Annotated in this window: 15 protein-coding genes; 2 read left to right on the top strand and 13 right to left on the bottom strand. The window is 37.4% G+C overall.

What is annotated here, in order from left to right:
* Positions 1 to 13: 13 nt before the first annotated feature.
* The 6 genes from V7Z48_RS10500 to V7Z48_RS10475 all read right to left on the bottom strand — a co-directional run bounded on the left by V7Z48_RS10500 (position 14) and on the right by V7Z48_RS10475 (position 7469).
* Complete coding sequence (locus V7Z48_RS10500) at positions 14 to 1522, bottom strand: proton-conducting transporter transmembrane domain-containing protein (protein WP_334113405.1); 1509 nt, start codon at positions 1520 to 1522, stop codon at positions 14 to 16.
* Positions 1519 to 1872 carry a Na+/H+ antiporter subunit C gene (locus tag V7Z48_RS10495; RefSeq protein WP_334113404.1) on the bottom strand — a complete coding sequence of 118 codons (354 nt, stop codon included), beginning with the start codon at positions 1870 to 1872 and terminating at the stop codon, positions 1519 to 1521. Before V7Z48_RS10495 ends, V7Z48_RS10500 begins: the two co-directional genes overlap by 4 nt.
* A gap of 2 nt (positions 1873 to 1874) precedes the next feature.
* A complete protein-coding gene (locus tag V7Z48_RS10490; protein WP_334113403.1) occupies positions 1875 to 2288 on the bottom strand; it encodes a Na+/H+ antiporter subunit B in 414 nt (137 codons plus the stop codon).
* Positions 2289 to 2292: 4 nt separating this feature from the next.
* The gene (locus V7Z48_RS10485) at positions 2293 to 4602 is read right to left on the bottom strand and encodes a putative monovalent cation/H+ antiporter subunit A (protein WP_334113402.1); all 2310 of its coding nucleotides are present in this window, start codon (positions 4600 to 4602) and stop codon (positions 2293 to 2295) included.
* Positions 4603 to 4708: 106 nt separating this feature from the next.
* Positions 4709 to 5578, bottom strand: a complete 870-nt coding sequence (locus V7Z48_RS10480) for a cupin-like domain-containing protein (protein WP_334113401.1) — start codon at positions 5576 to 5578, stop codon at positions 4709 to 4711.
* A gap of 64 nt (positions 5579 to 5642) precedes the next feature.
* The gene (locus V7Z48_RS10475; RefSeq protein ID WP_334113400.1) at positions 5643 to 7469 is read right to left on the bottom strand and encodes a TonB-dependent receptor plug domain-containing protein; all 1827 of its coding nucleotides are present in this window, start codon (positions 7467 to 7469) and stop codon (positions 5643 to 5645) included.
* Between the two features lie 88 nt (positions 7470 to 7557).
* Here V7Z48_RS10475 and V7Z48_RS10470 point away from each other — a divergent pair, with 88 nt between their 5' ends.
* Together V7Z48_RS10470 and V7Z48_RS10465 are read left to right on the top strand one after the other, a co-directional pair.
* The gene (locus V7Z48_RS10470; RefSeq protein ID WP_334113399.1) at positions 7558 to 7728 is read left to right on the top strand and encodes a helix-turn-helix domain-containing protein; all 171 of its coding nucleotides are present in this window, start codon (positions 7558 to 7560) and stop codon (positions 7726 to 7728) included.
* A 21-nt stretch (positions 7729 to 7749) separates the two neighbouring features.
* On the top strand, positions 7750 to 10362 hold the full coding sequence (locus V7Z48_RS10465; protein ID WP_334113398.1) for a lectin-like domain-containing protein: 2613 nt from the start codon (positions 7750 to 7752) through the stop codon (positions 10360 to 10362).
* Positions 10363 to 10485: 123 nt separating this feature from the next.
* Here V7Z48_RS10465 and V7Z48_RS10460 read toward each other — a convergent pair whose 3' ends face one another.
* From V7Z48_RS10460 to V7Z48_RS10430, 7 genes are all read right to left on the bottom strand, one after another.
* Positions 10486 to 10761: a F0F1 ATP synthase subunit epsilon gene (locus V7Z48_RS10460; RefSeq protein WP_334113397.1), complete on the bottom strand. Its 276-nt coding sequence runs from the start codon at positions 10759 to 10761 to the stop codon at positions 10486 to 10488.
* Between the two features lie 76 nt (positions 10762 to 10837).
* Positions 10838 to 12346: a F0F1 ATP synthase subunit beta gene (atpD, locus tag V7Z48_RS10455; protein WP_334113396.1), complete on the bottom strand. Its 1509-nt coding sequence runs from the start codon at positions 12344 to 12346 to the stop codon at positions 10838 to 10840.
* A 164-nt stretch (positions 12347 to 12510) separates the two neighbouring features.
* Positions 12511 to 14025 carry a G-D-S-L family lipolytic protein gene (locus V7Z48_RS10450; RefSeq protein WP_334113395.1) on the bottom strand — a complete coding sequence of 505 codons (1515 nt, stop codon included), beginning with the start codon at positions 14023 to 14025 and terminating at the stop codon, positions 12511 to 12513.
* A gap of 14 nt (positions 14026 to 14039) precedes the next feature.
* Positions 14040 to 16814, bottom strand: coding sequence for a TonB-dependent receptor (locus V7Z48_RS10445; RefSeq protein WP_334113394.1), 2775 nt, complete (start codon positions 16812 to 16814; stop codon positions 14040 to 14042).
* Positions 16815 to 16982: 168 nt separating this feature from the next.
* Positions 16983 to 18830 (bottom strand): glutamine--fructose-6-phosphate transaminase (isomerizing), encoded by a 1848-nt coding sequence (gene glmS, locus V7Z48_RS10440; protein WP_334113393.1) that lies wholly within the window; start codon positions 18828 to 18830, stop codon positions 16983 to 16985.
* Positions 18831 to 18836: 6 nt separating this feature from the next.
* Complete coding sequence (locus V7Z48_RS10435; RefSeq protein WP_334113392.1) at positions 18837 to 20426, bottom strand: DUF4270 domain-containing protein; 1590 nt, start codon at positions 20424 to 20426, stop codon at positions 18837 to 18839.
* A 19-nt stretch (positions 20427 to 20445) separates the two neighbouring features.
* On the bottom strand, positions 20446 to 21255 hold the full coding sequence (locus tag V7Z48_RS10430; protein ID WP_334113391.1) for a glycogen/starch synthase: 810 nt from the start codon (positions 21253 to 21255) through the stop codon (positions 20446 to 20448).
* Positions 21256 to 21329 lie beyond the last annotated feature (74 nt).

Raw genomic sequence — 21329 nt, 5'->3', positions numbered from 1 at the left:
CATAGTTTTAATTCTATTTATTTAGAACAGCTTCAATATATAATTGGTTGTTCATGAGCTCTTGTGCAATTCGCGATGACAAACGCTGTATGTGTTCAGCACCAAAACCAATGTAAAGTGACACCATTGCCAAGAATACCATAGGTACTATCATTTGTAATTTTTGTTTTTTGTTTAAAAGTCTAAAATATCTAAAGTTTGGAATCCGTTTTAAAACAGGACCGTCTTTCCAAAACACTTCCGACCACATGCGCGCAATTACAAATAAGGTAATAAAGGTAGCAAATAATACCGCGCCAATTAACCAGTAGTTCCCAATTTTAAAGCTTTCGGTAATAAGCGCAAGTTTTGGCCAAAATCCTGATAATGGAGGAATGCCAATAAGTGAAAACAACGGAATAATCATCAACAATGAAAACATGGGGTGATGGGCGTAAAGTCTACCCAAATCGCGCATACTAAAGGTTCCCTTAATGCGGTAAATGAGTCCGCTTACCATAAACAAATTGGTTTTAACTACAATATCGTGTATTAAGTAAAACACGGCACCGGCGATGGCTGCTTCAGTATAAAGTCCAAGACCTAAAATCATAAATCCAATATGACAAATGATAAGATAAGAAAAGACTTTTACAATATTATTTTGAACCAAAGCACCAACAGCACCCGAGAATAAGGTTAAGCCTGCAATACTTAAAATGATGGTTTCAAGAAAATCTTCACCCACAAAAATCAAGGTAAATACCCTAATGAGCGCATACACGCCAACTTTGGTAAGTAAACCCCCAAAAATTGCCATAACGGCTGGTGGTGGCGTATGGTACGATGCTGGCAACCAAAAATACAGTGGAAAAATAGCGGCTTTAATTCCAAATCCAATCAAAAATAACAAGGCCGTAATTTCAACCAACCCCCTGTTGTCGATTTCAGCAACTTTAAGTGCTAAATCAGCCATGTTGAGCGATCCTGTTAGTCCATAAAGTACAGCAATAGCCGTTAAGAAAATCATGGATGCTAAAATATTTAAGGTGAAATATTTGATAGCACCTTCTAGCTGCTTTTTTTCACCACCTAAGGTAATTAGTACAAATGAACTGATGATAATTATTTCGAACCAAACGTATAAATTAAAAATATCACCTGTTAAAAAAGCCCCGTTTAAGCCAAGTAATAAGAAATGGAAAACGGGCAGGAAGCCAAATTTAAATCGGGATAATAAAATAGTCCCAGCCGAAAATATAGTAACAGCCAGCCCGCTAATAGCAGTTAGTAAGACTAAGGTTGCAGCAAAAATATCGGCGACAAAAGTAATGCCAAATGGCGCTTCCCAATTGCCTGCTTGTACCGTTAAAGTTCCTTTAGTCCAAATGGTTATAAATAGCCAAATAGATAAGGCTAAGCTTACAATACAACCAAATATACTGATAGATTTCTGTAGCCTAACACTATTCCAAGCAAACAGAAGAACAATTGCGAAAAACAACTGAACCAAAATTGGATATAAAACAATGTGATTTATCATGAATATTCGTCTGTTGAGTTCATTTGGTCTAAATCATCAGTTTTTACCACTTTGTAAGCGCGTTTTATCAACACGATTGCAAACGATTGCAAACCAAAACTAATTACAATGGCCGTTAAAATCAATGCTTGTGGAACCGGGTCGGCATAGGGTTCTAAAAACACTTTAGATTCTTCTGGAATAATTGGCGGTAAGCCTTTGGTGATTCTTCCTAATAAAAAAATAAGCATATTGGCACCGTTTCCAATTAAAATAAGTCCGATGATAAGCTTTACCAAACTGCGCCGTAACATCATATACAAACCTGCTGCATATAATAAACCCGTAACCAATGCTAGTAGAAACTCCATGTTTATGCCGATTCAGTTATTGTAAAAATAATAGTTAAAGAAACGCCTATCACCACGATATACACGCCAATATCAAAAAATAGTGCTGAGCCAACCATGCCTATTACAGCCAAGGGTTCGGCAAACCATTCACCAGTCATAAAAGGTAAAGCTGATATAAAAATTGGGGAAATACCAGCTATAAAGGCAACTAATAATCCAACAGGCATAAGATATCCTGGATGAATACGCAATAAATCTTTAGTTTGTTCTAAGCCGTTGGCGAAGGCATGCACCACGAAGGCTATGGACGCGATAAGCCCGCCAACAAAACCGCCACCCGGCAAGTAATGTCCGCGTAACAAAATAAATACCGAAAACAATAGCAGTAATGGCAGTAAATATTTAGAAGCCGTTTTTAATATCAGTGTTTTCATGGTTCTACTTGTTTCTAAATTTTTTAGCCAGTCGTAATTTTATTAAAGAAAATACACCAATAGCAGCGATGGTTAACACCGAAATTTCCATAAAGGTATCAATACCTCTGAAATCCACCAATATGACATTTACTACATTCTTACCTTTGGCTAGTATGTAAGCATTGTCAGCATAAAAACTACTGGTTTCGTTATTTTGTGGTTGACTTAAAACCTCTAAGGCCAAAATCATAATTAAAGAACCAAAAGCTATAGAAATCACGCCATCCTTGATACGATTAGCAGTGTTAGAAATATTTAGATATTTAGGGAGTTTATACAGCACCAATACAAAAAGGATAACTGTTAAAGTGTCTATTAAAAACTGAGTCATCGCCAAATCGGGTGCGCTGTAATACACAAATATCAAACTTATAGCCAAACCTACAACACCCATAGAAGCTACTGCTGCTAAACGCGATTTGGTAAATACGGTGTAAAGTATTCCGACAATCATTAACACCAAGGTGAGTATTTCATAAACGGTAAGTTCAGCAAAAGAATCATAATCAATTTCAAAAGTGGTGTGGTTAAAAAGCGTGTAACCAACTACAATAATTAAAAAGATAATGATGGTCGCAATGTAGTTTCGCAGATAACCATTTTGAACAATTTTAGACCAGTAACTTGAAAAGTAACCAAAGCCATAAGCTATAGATTCAACTATATTTTGCGGTGAAATAATTTCAAATCTTTGTGCCAATTGCACTAGTTTTTCAGAAGGTTTTAATATAAAATACAACATTAAACCAATACCAATGGTCGTTGCGCTTAATGCCAAAATAGTATTAAAGCCGTGCCAAAGTTTGAGATGTATGTCGCCGCTGTTCGCCCCCAACACCGTAACCGCAGGCTTGATTAGTGCACCTTCAATAATACTGGGGAATAATCCTATAACAATACCGCCAACTGCCAAAATTAGTGGTGGTACCCACATTAAATAACTTGGCAAATGTACCTTTTCAAATTGCGAGGGTAATTTTCCGGTAAAAGGTTTCACACCAGCAACAAAACCAGCATATAATAACAAAATATTGGTTAAAACAGCTAAGGCTGTCAACACTATGGCCATATCGCCCATGTGCAAGGTAGATTCATAAATTAAATCCTTGCCTAAAAACCCAAAACTTGGCGGAATACCGGCATTTGAAACAGCTGCCAATATTCCAGCAATTGCCACAGGCAGCATTACTTTGCGCAATCCAGATAGTACCGTAGCATCTCTTGTTCCAGTTTCGTGGTCAATAATTCCTGTTACAAGGAATAAGCAGGCTTTATAAAATGCATGTACCAGAATAAAAACACAAGCAGCGATCAAGGCATCTTTGGTTCCTAGTCCAATTAAAAACACTAAAATCCCCAGTGCCGAAATAGTGGAATAGGCTAAAATCCCCTTTAAATCGGTTCTAAAAAGCGTGTGAATGGCCGCATATAACATGGTTACTGCACCTACAATAATTAAAGTTGTATTCCAAAGTTCAGTACTTCCCAAAACAGGTGTGAAACGCATCAGCAAATAAATACCTGCTTTTACCATGGTTGCTGAATGGAGATAAGTTGATACGGGCGTAGGCGCTTTCATGGCACCTGGTAACCAAAAATGAAACGGGAATTGTGCCGATTTGGTAAAAGCGGCTCCAAAAAGTAATAGCACAATAATGATGTAATGCGGGCTATCGGATATTATTGATTGGGACGACAGCATTTCGGCAATACTGTAGGTTCCTGTAATGTTGCCTAATATAAGAGCACCGGCCAATAACAAAAGGCCACCAATGCCAGTAATCGCCAGTGCTAAAACAGCCGACTCTCTCGACGATTTTTCTTTGTTGTTAAAACCAATTAAAAAGAAAGAACTAATACTGGTGAGTTCCCAGAAAATAAATAGTGATAAGATATTATCGGACAGCACCAAACCAAGCATGGCTGCCATAAATATGGCCAAGTAGCCGTAAAAGCGATCTAGGTAGTGGTGGCCTTTTAAATAGGCCGCGGTATAAACGAAAACAAGAAACCCAATTCCGGTAATCATCAATGAAAAAATTAAAGAAATACCGTCTAAGGTAAAACCTAGATTAACATTTAAGGATGGGATCCACTGGTAGGTTTTGGTAATGACCTCGCCAGCAGCTATCCGATTTACAAATTGTAAAAAATATATAAATAGCCCTAAAGGAACAATAGCCGAAACGATGGCATATTTGTTCTTAAGATGCTTTCCGGCGAATACCAGAATAAATGCAAAAAGAAATCCAGATAGTATTGCTATTAGCATAAATTGAAAAATATGAACAAATATAGAGTAATTAGAATTCTTTTAATTGCGGAAATCCCACAAAAAAAGTTAAGTTAAAAAGAAATGAAGGTTCAGAAAAAATTAATTATCTGGATATACCTTTAGAGGTATTGATTAAAGCCCGTTCGTTTTTCCATTCAATCCAGCGTTGTCCTTTAAGCTTGCGCATTAGATTATCAATATTTCGCATTACAAATAGGTTATAGATTGCTTTAGAGAGATTTTTAGGATGACGTGCAATAGCTCTCAAGCTCATTGAGAACCCAGGAGCTATGTAACGCATATAATGCCAGTATCCTTCGGGCATATACAACACTTCACCGTGATTGAGCTCGCAAATCCAGCCTTTGGCATTTTTAAGTGCTGGCCACTTATGGAAATCAGGATTGGAAAAATCAATATCTTCGCGGGTAATTAGTGAATGTGGTACTTTGTACAAATATTTATTTTGTTGTTGGTCGAATAAAATACACTGCTTTTTTCCTTCAAAATGAAAATGAAAAATATTGGCCAAATCAATATCGTAATGCATAAAAGTGTAGGAATCTTTTCCGCCAAAAAACAGCATTGGTAAACCCTTCATAAGTTTTAATCCAAAATCAGGATATTGGAAATCCTGCTGTAAGACGGGAACTTCTTTTAAAATATTCCAAAGAAAAATACGGTATTTTGTGGGCTCACTTTTTAATAGGTCAATATAATCAGACATATTCATCTCGGCATGCGGTTGGTTAAAACCATCTTTATGGTGCACATGTCTATTGTCATAAAGCGGGATTGTTTTATGACCAGCCACAGATTTCATGTAGTCTAAATTCCATTTATCAAACGCAGGCCAATCTTCAATAAATCGCTCTATAACCACAGGTTTTTGTGGTTTAAAATAATGCTTTATAAAATCTTCCTTGCTAATGTTTTTTACACGAGGAATGTCTTGAAGATTAAGTGTTGACATAGAAAATGATAATCTTCAAAGTTAAGAAAACGTTACCAATTGGGTTGACTAAAGTGTTAAATATTTAATTAAAATTATACCGCAAACCAAACAGTACATTGCTAGGCGGCATGGGTACAAAACCAGTTTCAATGTAATCAGCATCAAAAATATTATTGGCAGTTATGCTAAGCTCCACAGTTTTAATTTGCATGAATATAGAGGCGTCCCAAACATTGTAAGTTTGACCCGTGGTGCGTTCGGCGTATTTGTAAACAATATTTTGGCGCACATTTTTAAACAATTGAGAACTAAATCTCGACGTATATTGATGTTTGAGTGTGTTGAGTGAATACCTTGATAAATCTTGATTTTGATCCAGAATATTATCATCTAAATAGGCATAACCAAAATTTAGGCTTTGAGTAAAACCTTTTAATTTAAAATTGTAAGCCGCATCAAATTCGAAACCTTTGGTATTGACCTCGGTGATGTTGGTGGCCGTAAAAACAGCGTCGTCTGTATCAGGTCTGATATAATCAATGAGATTAGTTGCATCGCGGTTAAAAATGGCTAACGATGCTGATAATTTTGGAGTTATGTATTTAATACCGATTTCCTGTGCAAAAGCCTCTTCGGGTTCCAAATCCGGATTGCCCTGCGTTGCGGGATCGCTGTAAAACAAGTCGGTGTAGGTGGGAATACGATAGGTGTAACCAACGTTTCCGTAGGTTCTAAAATCTTCGGAAATTTGAAACCCAATATCTATACCAGGAAATGCATGAAATTTAAAATCCGAAAAATAGGTTAGGGCTACTCCTGGAGTTATATCAAGTTGATCATTGGCCAATTTGAATAAATGCTCAACAAAAATATTGGCCATAAACCTGTTGCGTTCACCCAAATTGTTACTGCTAATTGAAATATGCGATAAATCTACCCCAAAACCTGTAACACCTGCTTTTGAAGTATAAGAAGCATTGGCTTCAGCACCCACTTTATGAGTAATGTGGAAATTTCTAAAAAAGGTGGGCTCGTCACGCCTTAACAAAAACATATCCTGATTGCGTTTCCAATAAACTCTGGGTTGAATTTTGAGTTTTTCTGATTGGAATTTAGTGGTGAAGGCAACTAGGCTGTTTTGGGTTTCTTCGTATTCAAAAAAAGTGGGATTCGTTGTGTAGAAGTTCTGAGCTCCAAATTTCCGATCGAAAAAGGTGGCAATCATTTCAATGGGCTGATTGTTTTTGTTGAACACACTTTTTAGAAAATAATTGGAGTTGTCATAATCTGAATTAATTCGATACCCATCCGAAGTAACTTTGCCAGCATGCACTAAATGCGATGAGTTGTTAAGCTCACTTCCCACCGTAACCGAGCCATTAAACTGCCCGAAAGAACCGGTTTCAATATTAGTTGAAACAGTATTAGACAATTGGTTTTTGGTAACAATATTGATAGCGCCTGTAAAGGCATTTTGACCAAAAATACGAGCGGCAGGCCCTTTAATGATTTCAATGCGTTCAATAACTTCTAATGGTAAAGCAGCATTCATGGTGTGATGACCAGTTTGCGAATCGTCCATTTTAATACCATCAATCAACAGCAAGGTTTGATCAAACCCACCACCTCTAATGTGTAAATCGGCTTGGCTACCACCAGTGCCTCTGCGACGAATATCAACACCTGCAAATTGTTGTAATAAATCCGCTACGTTGACAGCGGCGCTGTTTTTGATGTCGGCAGCAGTGATAACCGTGATGGTTCTGGAATTTTCTTTGAATGGTATATCGATACGGGTTGAGGTAATGGTGACAGAATCTAAACTTTGTGTTGGTAGATTTTGAGCAAAACCATTAAAAAACAAAAAATTACTAATTAGTACTAACCCTAATAGGATTACAGGTCTCATAGTATCTCAATTTGAAGCAAAGTTAGAATTATTTTCAACTGTCAAAAGTGTTTTCTATGATTTAACCCATTCATGTGAGTCGATTGTAGTGGTTCACTTTTCAACCCTTGAAGCCATATACATAGCCTTAGATTGTGAGCCTTCGGATATTTTAGAATATATTAAGGATGCATTGTTCCTGACGGATTTATTTGATTACCATTATTATAAATTAAATAACAATCTTAATTGCAAATCAAGACCGCATTTGGTATATTGAGGTAATAAAAGGAAAAAAAAATTGCACTTTAGAATATACAGCCTAGTTGTATTAACATTATTTACAACTAGTAGGATTACAGCACAGTTAAATGCGACAGTTATTGGTGATGCCTTAGATCAAGGTAATAATTGTTATACCATTACTCAAAATTTACCAAACCAGACAGGTGGCGTTTGGTATGACAATCCTATTGATTTTGATTCGGATTTTACCATTTTGTATCAAAATAATTTTGGTTCTCAAGATGCCAATGGCGCTGACGGAATGGCATTGGTTTTTAAAAGGAACTCTAACCCCGAAATTGGTAACTCTGGTGGTGGATTGGGGTATGCAGGTATATCACCATCTTTAGTTATAGAATTTGATACTTATCAGAATACCGATTTAGGTGATCCTACCTGGGATCATATTGCCATAATGAGAAACGGCGAACCGAATCATAACATTGGCGCAAGTAATCTCGCAGGTCCAATACAAGCAAGCGCTACCAGTTTGAACATAGAAGACGGTAATGCACATGAAATAAAGATAGAGTGGCTAGCCACTACCAATACTTTAAGGGTTTATTTTGACTGTGTGTTGCGTTTGACTTTGAATCAAGACGTAAAATCAACAATTTTTTCTGGTGATGACACTGTGTTTTTTGGTTTTGTTGGTTCAACCGGTGGATTAACTAATATTCACGAGGTATGTTTTAACAGTATTTCTTTTGTAGATAATCTGCAACTCCAAGACGATTTTATTTGTTTTGGATCTTCAAAGGTTATTGATGCCACTATTCCGAGTGGGGATTCTTACTCATGGACTCCAACCAACGGAATTAGTAATCCCAACATTGCAAATCCTGAATTTTCTCCAACCACCACCACCACGTACACAGTAACCATAAGTGATGTTTGTGGCGATACAACCGTTGAAGAATTTACGCTATCTGTATTTCCTGTTGAAGACCCTATTTTCAATCCGGTAGCGCCCATTTGTGACGGAGATGCGCTTTCAGAATTGCCTACCACTTCTGTTAATGGTATTATTGGCACTTGGTCTCCTGCTTTAAATAATACCCAAACTACGACCTATACGTTTACACCTGACAACCCTTGTGCAAATTCAACAACTCTAGACATTGTGGTCAACCCATTACAAATTCCGATTTTTGATGCTGTTGAGGCTATATGCGAAGGAGATACCCTTGCAGAATTACCCAGCATCTCTAACAATGGTATAGCTGGTACATGGTCACCACCCTTAGACAATACAACCACCACAACTTATACCTTTACACCAGATGAAGTTGATGCATGTGAGCAACAAGTTACTTTAGAAATTGTTGTAAACCCATTAATCACACCAGAGTTTACCGCAATTGATACAATTTGCGAAGGCGACACGATTGATGCGCTACCGACCGTTTCAAATAATGGAATTTCTGGCACTTGGTCGCCAGCCTTAGATACAACGCAAACTACGCTGTATACTTTTTCACCAGACGCAGAACAATGTGCCATAGAAACAACCCTTACGATTATCGTTACGCCCTTAATTAATCCTGAATTTGATATGGTTGCTCCATTTTGTGAAGGTGAAACCATTTCAGATTTGCCTACAACCTCTAATAATGGCATCACAGGCACCTGGTCTCCTCAAATAAATAATACAGCAACAACTACCTATACTTTTACACCTAATGGCAATCAGTGTGCTAATGATATCGATTTAATCATTCAGATAATTCCGAGTATTGTGCCACTTTTTGATCCTGTCGGTACTATTTGTCCGGGAGAATTTTTAGAAGCACTTCCAACGGTTTCGAATAATGGAATTTCTGGTACTTGGTCACCTAATTTAGATAATACAGTGACCACTATTTATACATTTACGCCCGATTTAAATCAAGGTTGTACTACAACATCTACTTTAGAAATTACAGTATCGGATCCTATAATTCCGAGTTTTGACACGGTTGATTTTATTTGTGAAGGTGATGCATTAGACAATTTACCAATAATTTCAAATAATGGGATTAGTGGCTCTTGGTTTCCAGTATTGAACAATACTGAAACAACAACCTATACCTTTACACCAAATCCTAATCAGTGTGCAGCAGAAACATTTTTAACAATTGAAGTGCTTCCTGTATTGGAGCTTTCAGTAGTGGTTGAGGTGGTTTCAGAACCATTTAGTTACAATCAAACTGCGGTGGTAACGGTTGATGGCGGAACTGGTGACTATGAATACCAACTGGATGGCGGTCGATGGGTTCCAAATAATATATTCAGTAATATATCTGGTTGTGAGGAGCATCTAATTTCCGTCAGGGAAACTTCGGGCTGCAGTAACACCGCAGTTGAAGCTTTTCAGATTTTAGAGTATCCTAAATTTTTCACACCCAATGGCGATTCTATAAACGATTTTTGGAATATCCCGTGTTTAAGAGACCAATCAAACGCTAGGATTAGCATTTTTGACAGATATGGTAAAATGCTTGCCGTTGTGAATCCATCGCTTTCTGGTTGGGACGGAACCTTTAATGGGGCGTTAATGCCTACCAACGATTATTGGTTTAAAGTTGATTATTTGAGTGAGGACGGTTCTCCCAGGACCTATACTGCGCATTTTACTTTAAAACGTTGAAAAACAAATTTTGTAACGTCAAAATTTAATAATTACATAGCATACAGTCGGATTATTTTTTAAAATAAAAAATGCGAAGTAAAATTACCTCGCATTTGTATAAATTTATAATGGAATTCGATTTTAATCCGCCAAAACAATTACCTTATTTGAGTTCATTTCAATCGTTCCGGAGTTAATTGGTAACCAATAGCCCTTTTCTTTTTTTATGAATTTAGAGGCCGATGCGTTGCTTAGTTCCAAATCACCAACAATTTTTACATGTCCATTTTTAAGTATAGACACAATAGGGGCGTGGTTGTTGAGCATTTCAAATTCTCCGTTTATTCCAGGAACAGAAACGCTTGTAACTTCTCCGCTAAATAAGGTGGCCTCTGGCGATACGATTTCTAAATACATCTTTTCTAGTTATGAGTTGTGAGTTGTGAGTTGTGAGTTTCAACTTTGAACTCCGAACTCATAACTCTGAACTTGATTAAGCTTCTGCTAACATTTTTTCTCCAGCTTCAATAGCTTCTTCAATACTACCTTTAAGGTTAAAAGCTGCTTCTGGTAAGTGGTCTAATTCACCTTCCATAATCATATTAAATCCTTTGATGGTTTCTTTAATATCTACCAAAACTCCTGGAATTCCTGTAAACTGTTCGGCTACATGGAAAGGTTGAGATAAGAAACGTTGTACACGTCTGGCACGCGATACTGCCAATTTATCTTCTTCAGATAATTCTTCCAAACCTAAAATGGCGATAATATCTTGCAATTCTTTGTAGCGTTGTAACAACTCTTTTACGCGTTGTGCGCAGTTATAATGATCAGCACCTAAAATATCGGCTGTTAAAATTCTTGAGGTTGAATCTAAAGGATCTACCGCTGGATAAATACCAAGCTCGGCAATTTTACGTGATAAAACCGTAGTGGCATCTAAGTGAGCAAAGGTTGTTGCAGGCGCTGGATCGGTTAAATCATCCGCAGGCACATACACCGCTTGAACCGATGTAATAGAGCCTCTTTTGGTTGACGTAATACGCTCCTGCATGGCACCCATTTCAGTTGCCAATGTTGGTTGGTAACCTACCGCAGACGGCATACGACCTAAAAGTGCAGACACCTCTGAACCCGCTTGGGTAAAACGGAAAATATTATCAACGAAAAACAACACGTCTTTTCCTTGTCCTTCACCAGCGCCATCACGGAAATACTCTGCAATGGTTAAACCTGATAAAGCAACACGCGCACGTGCTCCTGGTGGTTCGTTCATCTGTCCAAAAACAAAGGTAGCTTTCGATTGCTTCATTAAGTTTTTGTCAACCTTGGTCAAATCCCAACCGCCTTCTTCCATAGAATGCATAAAATCATCACCGTATTTAATAATACCAGATTCTAACATTTCACGGAGTAAATCGTTTCCTTCACGCGTACGTTCTCCTACACCAGCAAATACAGAAAGACCACCGTGTCCTTTTGCGATATTGTTAATCAACTCCTGAATTAATACAGTTTTACCTACACCAGCACCACCAAAAAGACCAATTTTACCACCTTTTGCGTAAGGCTCAATAAGGTCGATTACTTTAATACCTGTAAATAAAACTTCGGTAGAAGTTGATAAATCTTCAAATTTTGGCGCTTCTCTGTGAATTGGCAAGCCTTTGTCACCAGCTTTTGGTAGGTTACCAAGTCCGTCAATGGCATCACCAATAACGTTAAAAAGACGTCCGTAAACATCTTCACCAATTGGCATTTGGATAGGTGCACCTGTAGCAACTACCTCAACGCCTCTACTTAATCCATCAGACGAGTCCATTGCTATAGTTCTCACGGTATCTTCACCAATATGAGACTGAACTTCAAGCACCAATAGCGAACCATCGGCTTGAGTTATTTCTAGTGAATCGTAAATTTTTGGCAATTCTGAGCCAGATGCAAATTCTACATCTATAACCGGACCAACTATTTGGGCAACTTTACCTGTAACTTTAGACATTACTTATATGTTTAATTTAATGCGATTTAATTATGGAAAACACGGGTGTTTTTCGCGCTGCAAAGATAGAAGTTTTTAATTTAAAATAAAGTTTTTTTTACTTTTCTAAACATAAAAAAACACCTCAGAAAATGAGGTGTTTTGAATAGGATTTATTTTATAATTTACTGAATTGTTGGAGAATAATTGGTTGGATAATTTCCAACATCTACAAAGTTTCCTGAGTCTTCAAAATTTGAACCGTAAGCAAGATCAATAGCTTTCATAAATTCATTGGCTATTAAGGCATAACCTCTAGCATTTGGGTGTACACCATCTAAAGAGAAAGCACCACCTGTAACCAAGTTCGCTGTAAGTATAAAGTTACCTGAAGGAATGCCACCATTAAATAATTGTGTTAATAAGGCATTGGCATCAACAAAAGCCAAACCATTAGCGGCTGCAACAGCTGCAATAGTGTTGTTATAACTTTGCGTTGCAGTAGCTACCATTTGCTGTTCTTCAGGTGTTAAAACCCATTGGTCGGCTAGTGGTATTGCTACACCATTAACTGATAATGGATTGCTTGGGTCTGCAAGGGTACCTATAAAACTAGAGGCTGGCAATACTAACAAATCGTTGGCAGTGGCTTGTCTGAAATTAGGCAATCCTAAGGCGCCTAGATTAGTAAGGTCTTCGTCTACAATAACAACCGCGTTATTGCTTGAAGCCGTAAAGTTTATGGTACGTGCAGCACGCTCGTCAGCATCTATAAACCCAGCCTGTTCGGCCTGTAATAAACCGCCATTATATGTTGCATAAGCACCATTAACTGCTGCGGCAGTGTTAGCATCGAGTGGAACTGGGTTGTGAGGTACGGTAGTGAAAAAAGGAATGGTAGTAACATCCGGAATATTAGCAACGATGCCCTTGGCGCCGTTTGCAGTAAGTCCTGCGACTAGTTGTGAGAACACACTTGCGAAAACATTACTGTCTGTAATATCGTTTCCGCCATAAGTTGAAGGGTCTAAATTACCTTCTTGACTCACACCACTGCCTCCAGAAGTTGCAAAACCGAGAACGTCATTATTTCCTGCCCAAAGACTGAAAAATGTTGGGTTTTGGGCAAGCGCGTCGGCTATAATTGTGGTGTTAGGACTTGATGCCATTCTCACAAAATAGGGATTGGCAGCACCAATAGCAACACCAGCAATATTTCCATATCCAGGCGCAACTAAATGAAAGCTTTTGGCTCCGGGAACTCCCATATTGTTAAATGGTCCTGTTGGGTTGTTTATGGCTAAATCGGTAGATACTGTAACTGGCCCGATAAGGGATTCTAACGGCACTGGCCCAGCACCGCCAAATACCAATCTCGGTTGTAGTATACGTTGTCCGCCAATAGCAATGCCTCCAAAATTATCGTTCATCAGGGGTTGGTTAAAACTTCCACCGCTAACAAGCGCAAACTTCTGTGACAAAATGTTAGGTAAGGAATTATTCTGACTAGCAATAAACAATGCATTGTCAGTAAATCCGGCCGTTAGTGAATTTCCTAAAGTTACAAATTTTGAGAAATCAGCTTCACCGGAAGTCAGTTCTGGTAAAACCACTGTTGGTTCCCCAGAATCGTCGTCGTTGTTACATGCTGTGAAACTTATAAAAAGTAACAACAGCCAAATATATTTTATTTTAAACATGATAATTTTCAGTTTTATAAGTTATTAATAGTTAGGGACACATAATACTGAGACCCGATAAATCCAGTTCCGAATGCTGTAAAGTATTCATCTTGTAAAAGGTTGGTAGCGCCAACTTTAATAGTAGATTTCAACGAAGGGATTCTGTAATTGACTTGAGCATCTATAACATGAAATGCTGGCACGTCACCATCACCAAAGGAAGCTTCCCAGAAAAAGGAATCACTCCATCTCCAAGCTACATTAAAACCAAAGTTTTTAAACAAATCTGTGTTTCCAAAACTAGCTTTTACTTTGTGTTCAGGTGTATTGAAGTTGGTTCTAAAATCTGGATTTTGTGTTCTGTCAAAATCTAATTTGGCATAGGTGTAATTCATGCCTAAATCGTAATTGCCAAATAATTTGGTGGTTACTCCAATGGCTGCACCATAAGAATTAACCTCAGCATCGGAGTTGGTATAAGTTTGATAGGCTTGGAAATCGCCGTTCGCAATAGCAGCAACAGCCAAAGGTATGCCACCAGGTAAGGTTTGTGTTAAGGCAACATCTCCATAAAATGGTGCAATTACGGTTTCGTTTGCTAAGAAATCTTTGTAATTGTTGTAGTAAGCCGAAGCATCAACTATTACCTTATTTAATTTTCCTCTATAACCAACTTCAAATGAAGTTACTTGTTCAGGTTTCACAAAGTTTGAATTTGCCACTCTTAAATCTGCTGGGTTTGTAGATTCGCCAAAAACTTGTACAGAACTAGCAAAGAAGGAATTGGTGTAAGCTCCAAGGCCATCAAAGGCAATATTGCTTTGGCCAGTTATAGCAGTTCCCGCTGGACTTAATCCATAGTTTCTAACATCACGCTCTGGGTTATCTGCAGCACCTCCAACTAAGATGGCACGACCAACATCTAAACCAATATATAAATCTTGTGTAGTTGGATTTCTAAATCCAGTTTGGAATGAACCTCGGATGTTGTGGTTTTCGTTAACCGTGAAACCTGCTGAAAGTCTTGGCGAAAAGAAACCATCAAACAATTCTGATTTGTCATAACGCAACGATCCTGTTAATTTAAGCTTTACATTTTCGCTTAATTCTAAAGCTTTTTGAATTTGGGTATAAACACCAAGTTCAGAGTAATCAATTGGACCATCATTGTCGGTGTAAATAGTTCCAAAAGAATTTAATTGGTATTCTCTAAATGAACCACCAACTTGAATTTCTGCAAAATCTATTAAATGACTGAAGTTATAATTGTAATCGGCGTGGTAGATTTTTGAGTTATCTTGGAATTTTGAACCGGTTAGTAAATTAGGATCTGTGGTCACGCGATCGAAAGCTGCTTGAAATTCCGGAGTTCCTGGAAGAAGTCTGCCAGTCTCTGCTTGAGCACGTGCTGCCGCATGGGCTTGAGCTTCGGTGGCGCCTCCAAAAGTTGCACCAACGTAGGTGCCAATATATTCCTGAAACCATTGTTGATCTGGTTTCCATTGTCTGTTAATGTTAATTCCTGTGAATACCATGTCATAGGAATCTCCAGCTTTATCTTCAGTGACGTAGCCTCGAACGAAAAAGTTTTTATTTTTTATTTCTAATTTGTGTTGTTGTAAAAAGAATCCTGCAATATTGTAACGGTTGGCTCCTTGATAGATAGTATTACCAGAACCGACTTTACCAACGTATTGAATTTCAAAATCATTAGCCCAAGGTCTTAAATACAAGCCCCAATCGGCTTTTATACTTTCGGCGTTGTAATTGGTTAAATCCTGCTCGGCATAACCAGTTCTACTTACCACTACATCTGGAACTACACCAAGTCCGCCAGAAGCAGCTCTAATGTTCGTAGCAACTTCATCTCCATAAATGTTAACACCGTCGTAATCTAGGTCGGCACGAGTTAGGCCACGGTTTAATTTGTCTTCTTCATTGGTGGCGTGCCAATCGGTTCCTTTCAAATAACCAAAATTTACCTTGGCAGCGAAGTGATCGCTAAACTTGTGTGCCATTCTAATACCTAAATCTGTGTAAGAGTTGTCGCCTGCAGCTTCTTGTGAAGTAATCCCTTGTTTTACATAAGCGCTGATGCCTGCGTGGTCAAACGGACTTTTACTTTGCATAAAAAGAATACCGTTAAAAGCGTTCGCACCATAAAGTGCGGATGCTGCACCAGGCAAAATTTCAACACTTTGAACATCTGTTTCGGTCATACCAAGCAAGTTCCCCAATGGGAAGTTTAAGGCTGGTGCCGAGTTATCCATACCGTCAACCAATTGCATAAATCGGGTATTTGCAAATGTGGCAAAACCTCTAGTATTGATCGATTTAAAGGTTAAACTGTTGGTGTTAATGTCTATTCCTTTTAGGTTTTCTAAACCGTCGTAGAAATCGGAAGAGGCTGTGTTTTTAATTTCTTTCAGTCCAAATCGTTCTACCGTAACAGGTGATTCGAAAATTCGTTCTGGTGTTCTTGATGCTGAAATAATTACTTCATCAAGTTCGGTACCTTCAACCAGCGTAAAATCTAAGGTTTGGTTTTTTTTGGTTACTTCTTTAATAACATTTTGAAATCCAATGCTACTCACCTCGATGGAAAAAGGTGGATCCTGCATGTAGTTTAAAATGTAATTACCGTCAAAATCGGAAACGGCTCCTGTGGTAGTTCCAACTACTATAATGTTGGCTCCTGGAATTGGCTGACCGCTATTGTCGGTAATGGTACCTTTTACAATAGTTTGTCCATAGGAAAAAACAGATAGTAGTAATGCAAAAAGCTTTACAATTGTTTTTGTGTTCATATTAGGGAATGTTAATTTTATATTAGCAATATAATAATAATCTCTTAACACACTGTAAAAAGTGCAAAATTTGTGAAGTAAATTTTAATTATTCTTAAAATCAGGCTATTTAAATAGCATATTGTAACTTCTTGAAAGAAAAAACAAGAAAGAAAAGACGACATTATTTTATTCTACAGTAACGGCTTTGGCTAAATTTCTAGGTTGATCTACATTTTTGTTGAGCATCACTGCAATGTGATACGATAAAAGTTGGAGTGGAATTGTAGTGAGTAATGGTGTTAAGGATTCAATCGTTTCAGGAACTTCAATAACGTAGTCGGCTAATTCTTTTACAGCCGTATCACCTTTAGTAACAACAGCTATAATTTTACCTTCTCGCGATTTAATTTCTTGAATGTTACTCACCACTTTATCGTAGTGTCCTTTATTGGTCGCAATCACTACTACCGGCATGTGCTCGTCTATAAGTGCGATTGGGCCGTGTTTCATTTCTGCTGCTGGATAACCTTCAGCATGGATGTAAGAAATCTCTTTTAATTTTAAAGCGCCTTCAAGAGCTACAGGAAAATTGTAACCTCTTCCTAGGTATAAAAAGTTTCTGGAATCTTTGTAAACATTTGCTATGGTTTTAACAATGTCATCAGTTGTTAAAGCAGTTTTAACCTTTTCGGGAATCAGTTCTAATTCTAATAAATGTCTTCTAAAGTCTGAACTTGAAATCGTTCCTTTGGCGCGTGCTAATCTTAAAGCGATTAACGTTAATACTGTAATTTGAGTGGTGAAGGCTTTTGTAGAAGCGACACCGATTTCTGGTCCAGCATGGGTGTAAGCACCAGCATCGGCTTCTCTTGCGATGGACGATCCAACCACATTACATACCCCAAACACAAAAGCACCTTTGCTTTTCGCTAATTTAATCGCAGCCAAGGTATCTGCCGTTTCACCCGATTGTGAAATGGCGATAACCACATCATTTTCGTTAATAACTGGATTGCGGTATCTGAATTCAGAAGCGTATTCAACTTCAACAGGAATTCTCGCCAAGTCTTCAAAAATATACTCTGAAACCAAGCCAGCATGCCAAGAAGTACCACAGGCAACCACTATTATTCTAGGGGCATTTAGAAAACGTTTCATGTTGTCTTCAACGCCAGACATTTTTATAATGGCCTGATCACTTAAAAGTCTACCTCTGAAAGTATCTAAAATTGCGCTTGGTTGTTCGTAAATTTCCTTGAGCATAAAGTGATCGTAACCACCTTTCTCAATTTGCTCTAAATTTAGTTGTAGCTCTTGAATATAAGGGTCGATAAGCGAATCGTCGCTTATTTTTCTGACACGGATTTTTTTGCCGCTTCGGATAATGGCCATTTCCTCATCTTCCAGATAAATGGCATTTTTAGTGTATTCTATAAATGGCGATGCGTCGCTCGCAATAAAAAATTCATCATCTCCAATACCTATTGCTAATGGGCTACCTAATTTTGCCACCACAATTTCGTTTGGTTTATTTTTATCAAATACCGCAATGGCATAAGCACCCACAACTTGATTGAGCGCAATTTGAACTGCTTTTCCAAGCTTTATTTTTTCTTTAATTTGGATGTCTTCAATAAGATTAACCAGCACTTCTGTGTCAGTATCGGAATGAAATATGTAACCTCTTTTGGTAAGTTCCTTTTTTAAGGTCTCGTAATTTTCAATAATGCCATTGTGAATAATGACCAAATTACCAGAATTAGAGTAGTGTGGATGCGAGTTTACCTTATTCGGCACACCATGCGTAGCCCAACGTGTATGCCCAATACCTAATGTACCCTTTGTGTTAATTTCTGCTTTTACACAGTCTATAAGATCAGAAACTTTTCCTTTGGTTTTTGACATTTTAATAGTGTCGCCATCGTATATAGCAATGCCAGCACTGTCATAGCCGCGGTATTCTAAGCGTTGTAAACCTTTTATTAAAATTGGGTAAGCTTCACGATGCCCTAAGTAACCTACAATTCCGCACATAAGTAATTAATTTTCTGGTTCAGTGTAAAAAATTTCTAAATATAAACGTTTTTCTTCAATAGGTGATTGATTGCCATGCAGAATAGTACTTCTAGGGGTGATATTACTACTTAGTGGAATTTTATTAAATTCATTGCTTGATGACAAAACATTATACTGGTTAATAGTTTCTAAATTAACATTCCCAGAAACTGAAAGGCCTAACTTTACGTTTGTTGAATCGTTAAAAATGATATTTCTGATGTGCTCTGTAATTCTAAATCTGTATTTAACACCTTTGCCTTCGGTTGTTTGAAGTGGGCCAAGGTGGTTTATAATTGATGCCTGTGGGAATGTATTGTTGTTGTTGTCTTGAAAATAATCTAAAAGCGGTCTGTTGTTTGTTAAATCGTAAAGGAAAAGCCTTCTAGGTTCCACTAAGTTTGCCGTTGCTGTTTGATCTACATAAACCACTAAATGCGCTTCGTTAACGAGTCTCTTTTTTGTGTTATCATTTTCATTTTTGAAGTCGTTTCTCAAATTTTCTAAAATGCTTGAGTTCCCTTCCTCATCGCCGTCAAATAAATTTAAAACCGCTAAGGAGCCTTGAGCACCTTTCAAAAAAAGTTGTTCGTCTCCGTTAATGGGATCGCCATCAGAAATAGGAAACACGAATTCGTTGGTTAAGAAATTAACTCTATTGCCAGAAAAAGTTAATGTAAAAGTTGTAGCTTCTTTGTCATTTCCTTCGGTAATTGGGTCTTTTTTGTAGTAAAGCGTAATATTGGCGTCTACTTGATTTAAATTTAACAGCATTAAATTCCCAATGCCATTTATTGGTTCTGCTTTAAAATACAAGCCTCTAAAATAGTTATTAAAATTACTTTGATTGCTCAATTCTGGTTCACCTTGCTTATCAATTATTTTGTTTTGCCAATATTCGAGGTTGGTGAATTTTACTCTAATGGAAGGATTGAGTGTTCCTGTAATTTCTCCTTCTTCGTTTTCTAAAACAATTAGGCTATTATCAGGAGCAAGTTCATCTACAACATGTAATAAGGTGCCTTCTAAGCTTGAAGGATCTATAAAATCTGATTCAGAAGTCGTACCGTTGGAATAATAACTTTGCTGTTCATTTAAGCCCAAGTTTGGATCGAAGCTTCTAAGGAAAAAATTGTTTTCATAAATGCTTAGTTTAATTGGATCACTGCCAAAAACCGAATCTAACTCAAATTCTAACCTATTATCTTCTCCAACTCCTACACTTCTACTGAAATATGGAATGGTAAGGACCACAGAATCTAAAACTGGATTAACCCCAAAATTGGGATTTAGAGTTGATGATGTAATCTGAGTTACAACACTAGCCGTTGTTTGGCCATAAAAAGGATCGCTATAAACTCCTAATGAATAAATTGGCAAGTTGCTTGTTTGTATAGGGCCCAATAATTTGGTATAGGCCTTAATATTAAACCGTTCGCTATTATTGCCAAAATTTGTAGCGTTGTTGTTGTTTAAAACATCTGAGTCTAGGCTCACAAATTCTGTTTCGCAGCTCACGAATAGTATTGCTAATAAACAAGCACCAAATATAAGGTGCAGTAGATTTTTATTCATTTTCATTCGGGTAATATACTTATTGTAAAACTTTTGTTTTATAAAATTCGGTGAAAGGTTCTGCAAATTCTTCTAAAGAATAATAATCCAGTAATGGTTTTTCAGAGGCTTTCATATAATCCATTAATTCTGAAGGTAATTCACTTGAGCCTTGAATAATGGCATCGGAATGATCAATTGCAACCTTCATAAGATTGACAAAATTTGGAGTTGAAAGCACTTTAATGTGTTCTTCCGCAATGTTATCAAACTTAATTTTATCTATCATATTCGTATTTAACGTTCCTTCGAATGTTTGATTGTATACGGAGGTGACAATTTTGCTTTCGCTAAAAAGTGGCTCACCTTTAAAATAAGCTTTTAAATAGAGTGGCAGAAGCGCAGCTAGCCAGCCGTTAACATGAATTATATCTGGTGACCAGTTGAGTTTCTTTACAGTTTCTACGACACCTTTTGCAAAAAATATGGCGCGTTCGTCATTATCGGGATAAAGCGACCCATCTTCGTCGGTTAAAGTAGCCTTTCTTTTAAAATAATCTTCATTATCAATGAAGTAGACTTGTATTCTTTCTTTAGGAATTGAAGCAACTTTTATAATTAGCGGCATGTCCAAGTCATTAATAACTAAATTTATACCGGATAGTCGAATAACCTCGTGTAATTGATGTCTGCGTTCATTAATGTTTCCGAACCTTGGCATAAATATACGTATCTGTCCGCCTTGCTTGTTTACCATTTTTGGGGCTTCAAACGACATTGATGAAATTTCAGTTTCTGGTAAATACGGCACGACCTCCGAAGACACATATAATATCCTCTTATCCTTCATAATGATATCTGTTTTACTTATTCAAATCAAAAAACATGCAAAAGTACAAAATTTTATGCAGTGTGTCATTAAAA

Origin of the sequence: Paucihalobacter sp. (assembly GCF_036825875.1) — a bacterium.
In the GTDB taxonomy this organism is placed as follows: Bacteria; Bacteroidota; Bacteroidia; order Flavobacteriales; family Flavobacteriaceae; genus Paucihalobacter.
The sequence above is the reverse complement of the archived record's forward strand: the minus strand, read 5'-3'. Positions and strand labels throughout refer to the sequence as shown.

Excerpts from the sequence above, each read along its gene's own strand:
- V7Z48_RS10430 (WP_334113391.1), bottom strand. The coding sequence starts at position 21,255 with ATGAAGGATAAGAGGATATTATATGTGTCTTCGGAGGTCGTGCCGTAT.
- V7Z48_RS10485 (WP_334113402.1), bottom strand. The coding sequence starts at position 4,602 with ATGCTAATAGCAATACTATCTGGATTTCTTTTTGCATTTATTCTGGTA.
- V7Z48_RS10495 (WP_334113404.1), bottom strand. The coding sequence starts at position 1,872 with ATGGAGTTTCTACTAGCATTGGTTACGGGTTTATTATATGCAGCAGGT.
- V7Z48_RS10480 (WP_334113401.1), bottom strand. The coding sequence starts at position 5,578 with ATGTCAACACTTAATCTTCAAGACATTCCTCGTGTAAAAAACATTAGC.
- V7Z48_RS10435 (WP_334113392.1), bottom strand. The coding sequence starts at position 20,426 with ATGAATAAAAATCTACTGCACCTTATATTTGGTGCTTGTTTATTAGCA.
- V7Z48_RS10445 (WP_334113394.1), bottom strand. The coding sequence starts at position 16,814 with ATGAACACAAAAACAATTGTAAAGCTTTTTGCATTACTACTATCTGTT.
- glmS (WP_334113393.1), bottom strand. The coding sequence starts at position 18,830 with ATGTGCGGAATTGTAGGTTACTTAGGGCATCGTGAAGCTTACCCAATT.
- V7Z48_RS10450 (WP_334113395.1), bottom strand. The coding sequence starts at position 14,025 with ATGTTTAAAATAAAATATATTTGGCTGTTGTTACTTTTTATAAGTTTC.
- V7Z48_RS10460 (WP_334113397.1), bottom strand. The coding sequence starts at position 10,761 with ATGTATTTAGAAATCGTATCGCCAGAGGCCACCTTATTTAGCGGAGAA.
- V7Z48_RS10490 (WP_334113403.1), bottom strand. The coding sequence starts at position 2,288 with ATGAAAACACTGATATTAAAAACGGCTTCTAAATATTTACTGCCATTA.
- V7Z48_RS10500 (WP_334113405.1), bottom strand. The coding sequence starts at position 1,522 with ATGATAAATCACATTGTTTTATATCCAATTTTGGTTCAGTTGTTTTTC.
- V7Z48_RS10475 (WP_334113400.1), bottom strand. The coding sequence starts at position 7,469 with ATGAGACCTGTAATCCTATTAGGGTTAGTACTAATTAGTAATTTTTTG.
- atpD (WP_334113396.1), bottom strand. The coding sequence starts at position 12,346 with ATGTCTAAAGTTACAGGTAAAGTTGCCCAAATAGTTGGTCCGGTTATA.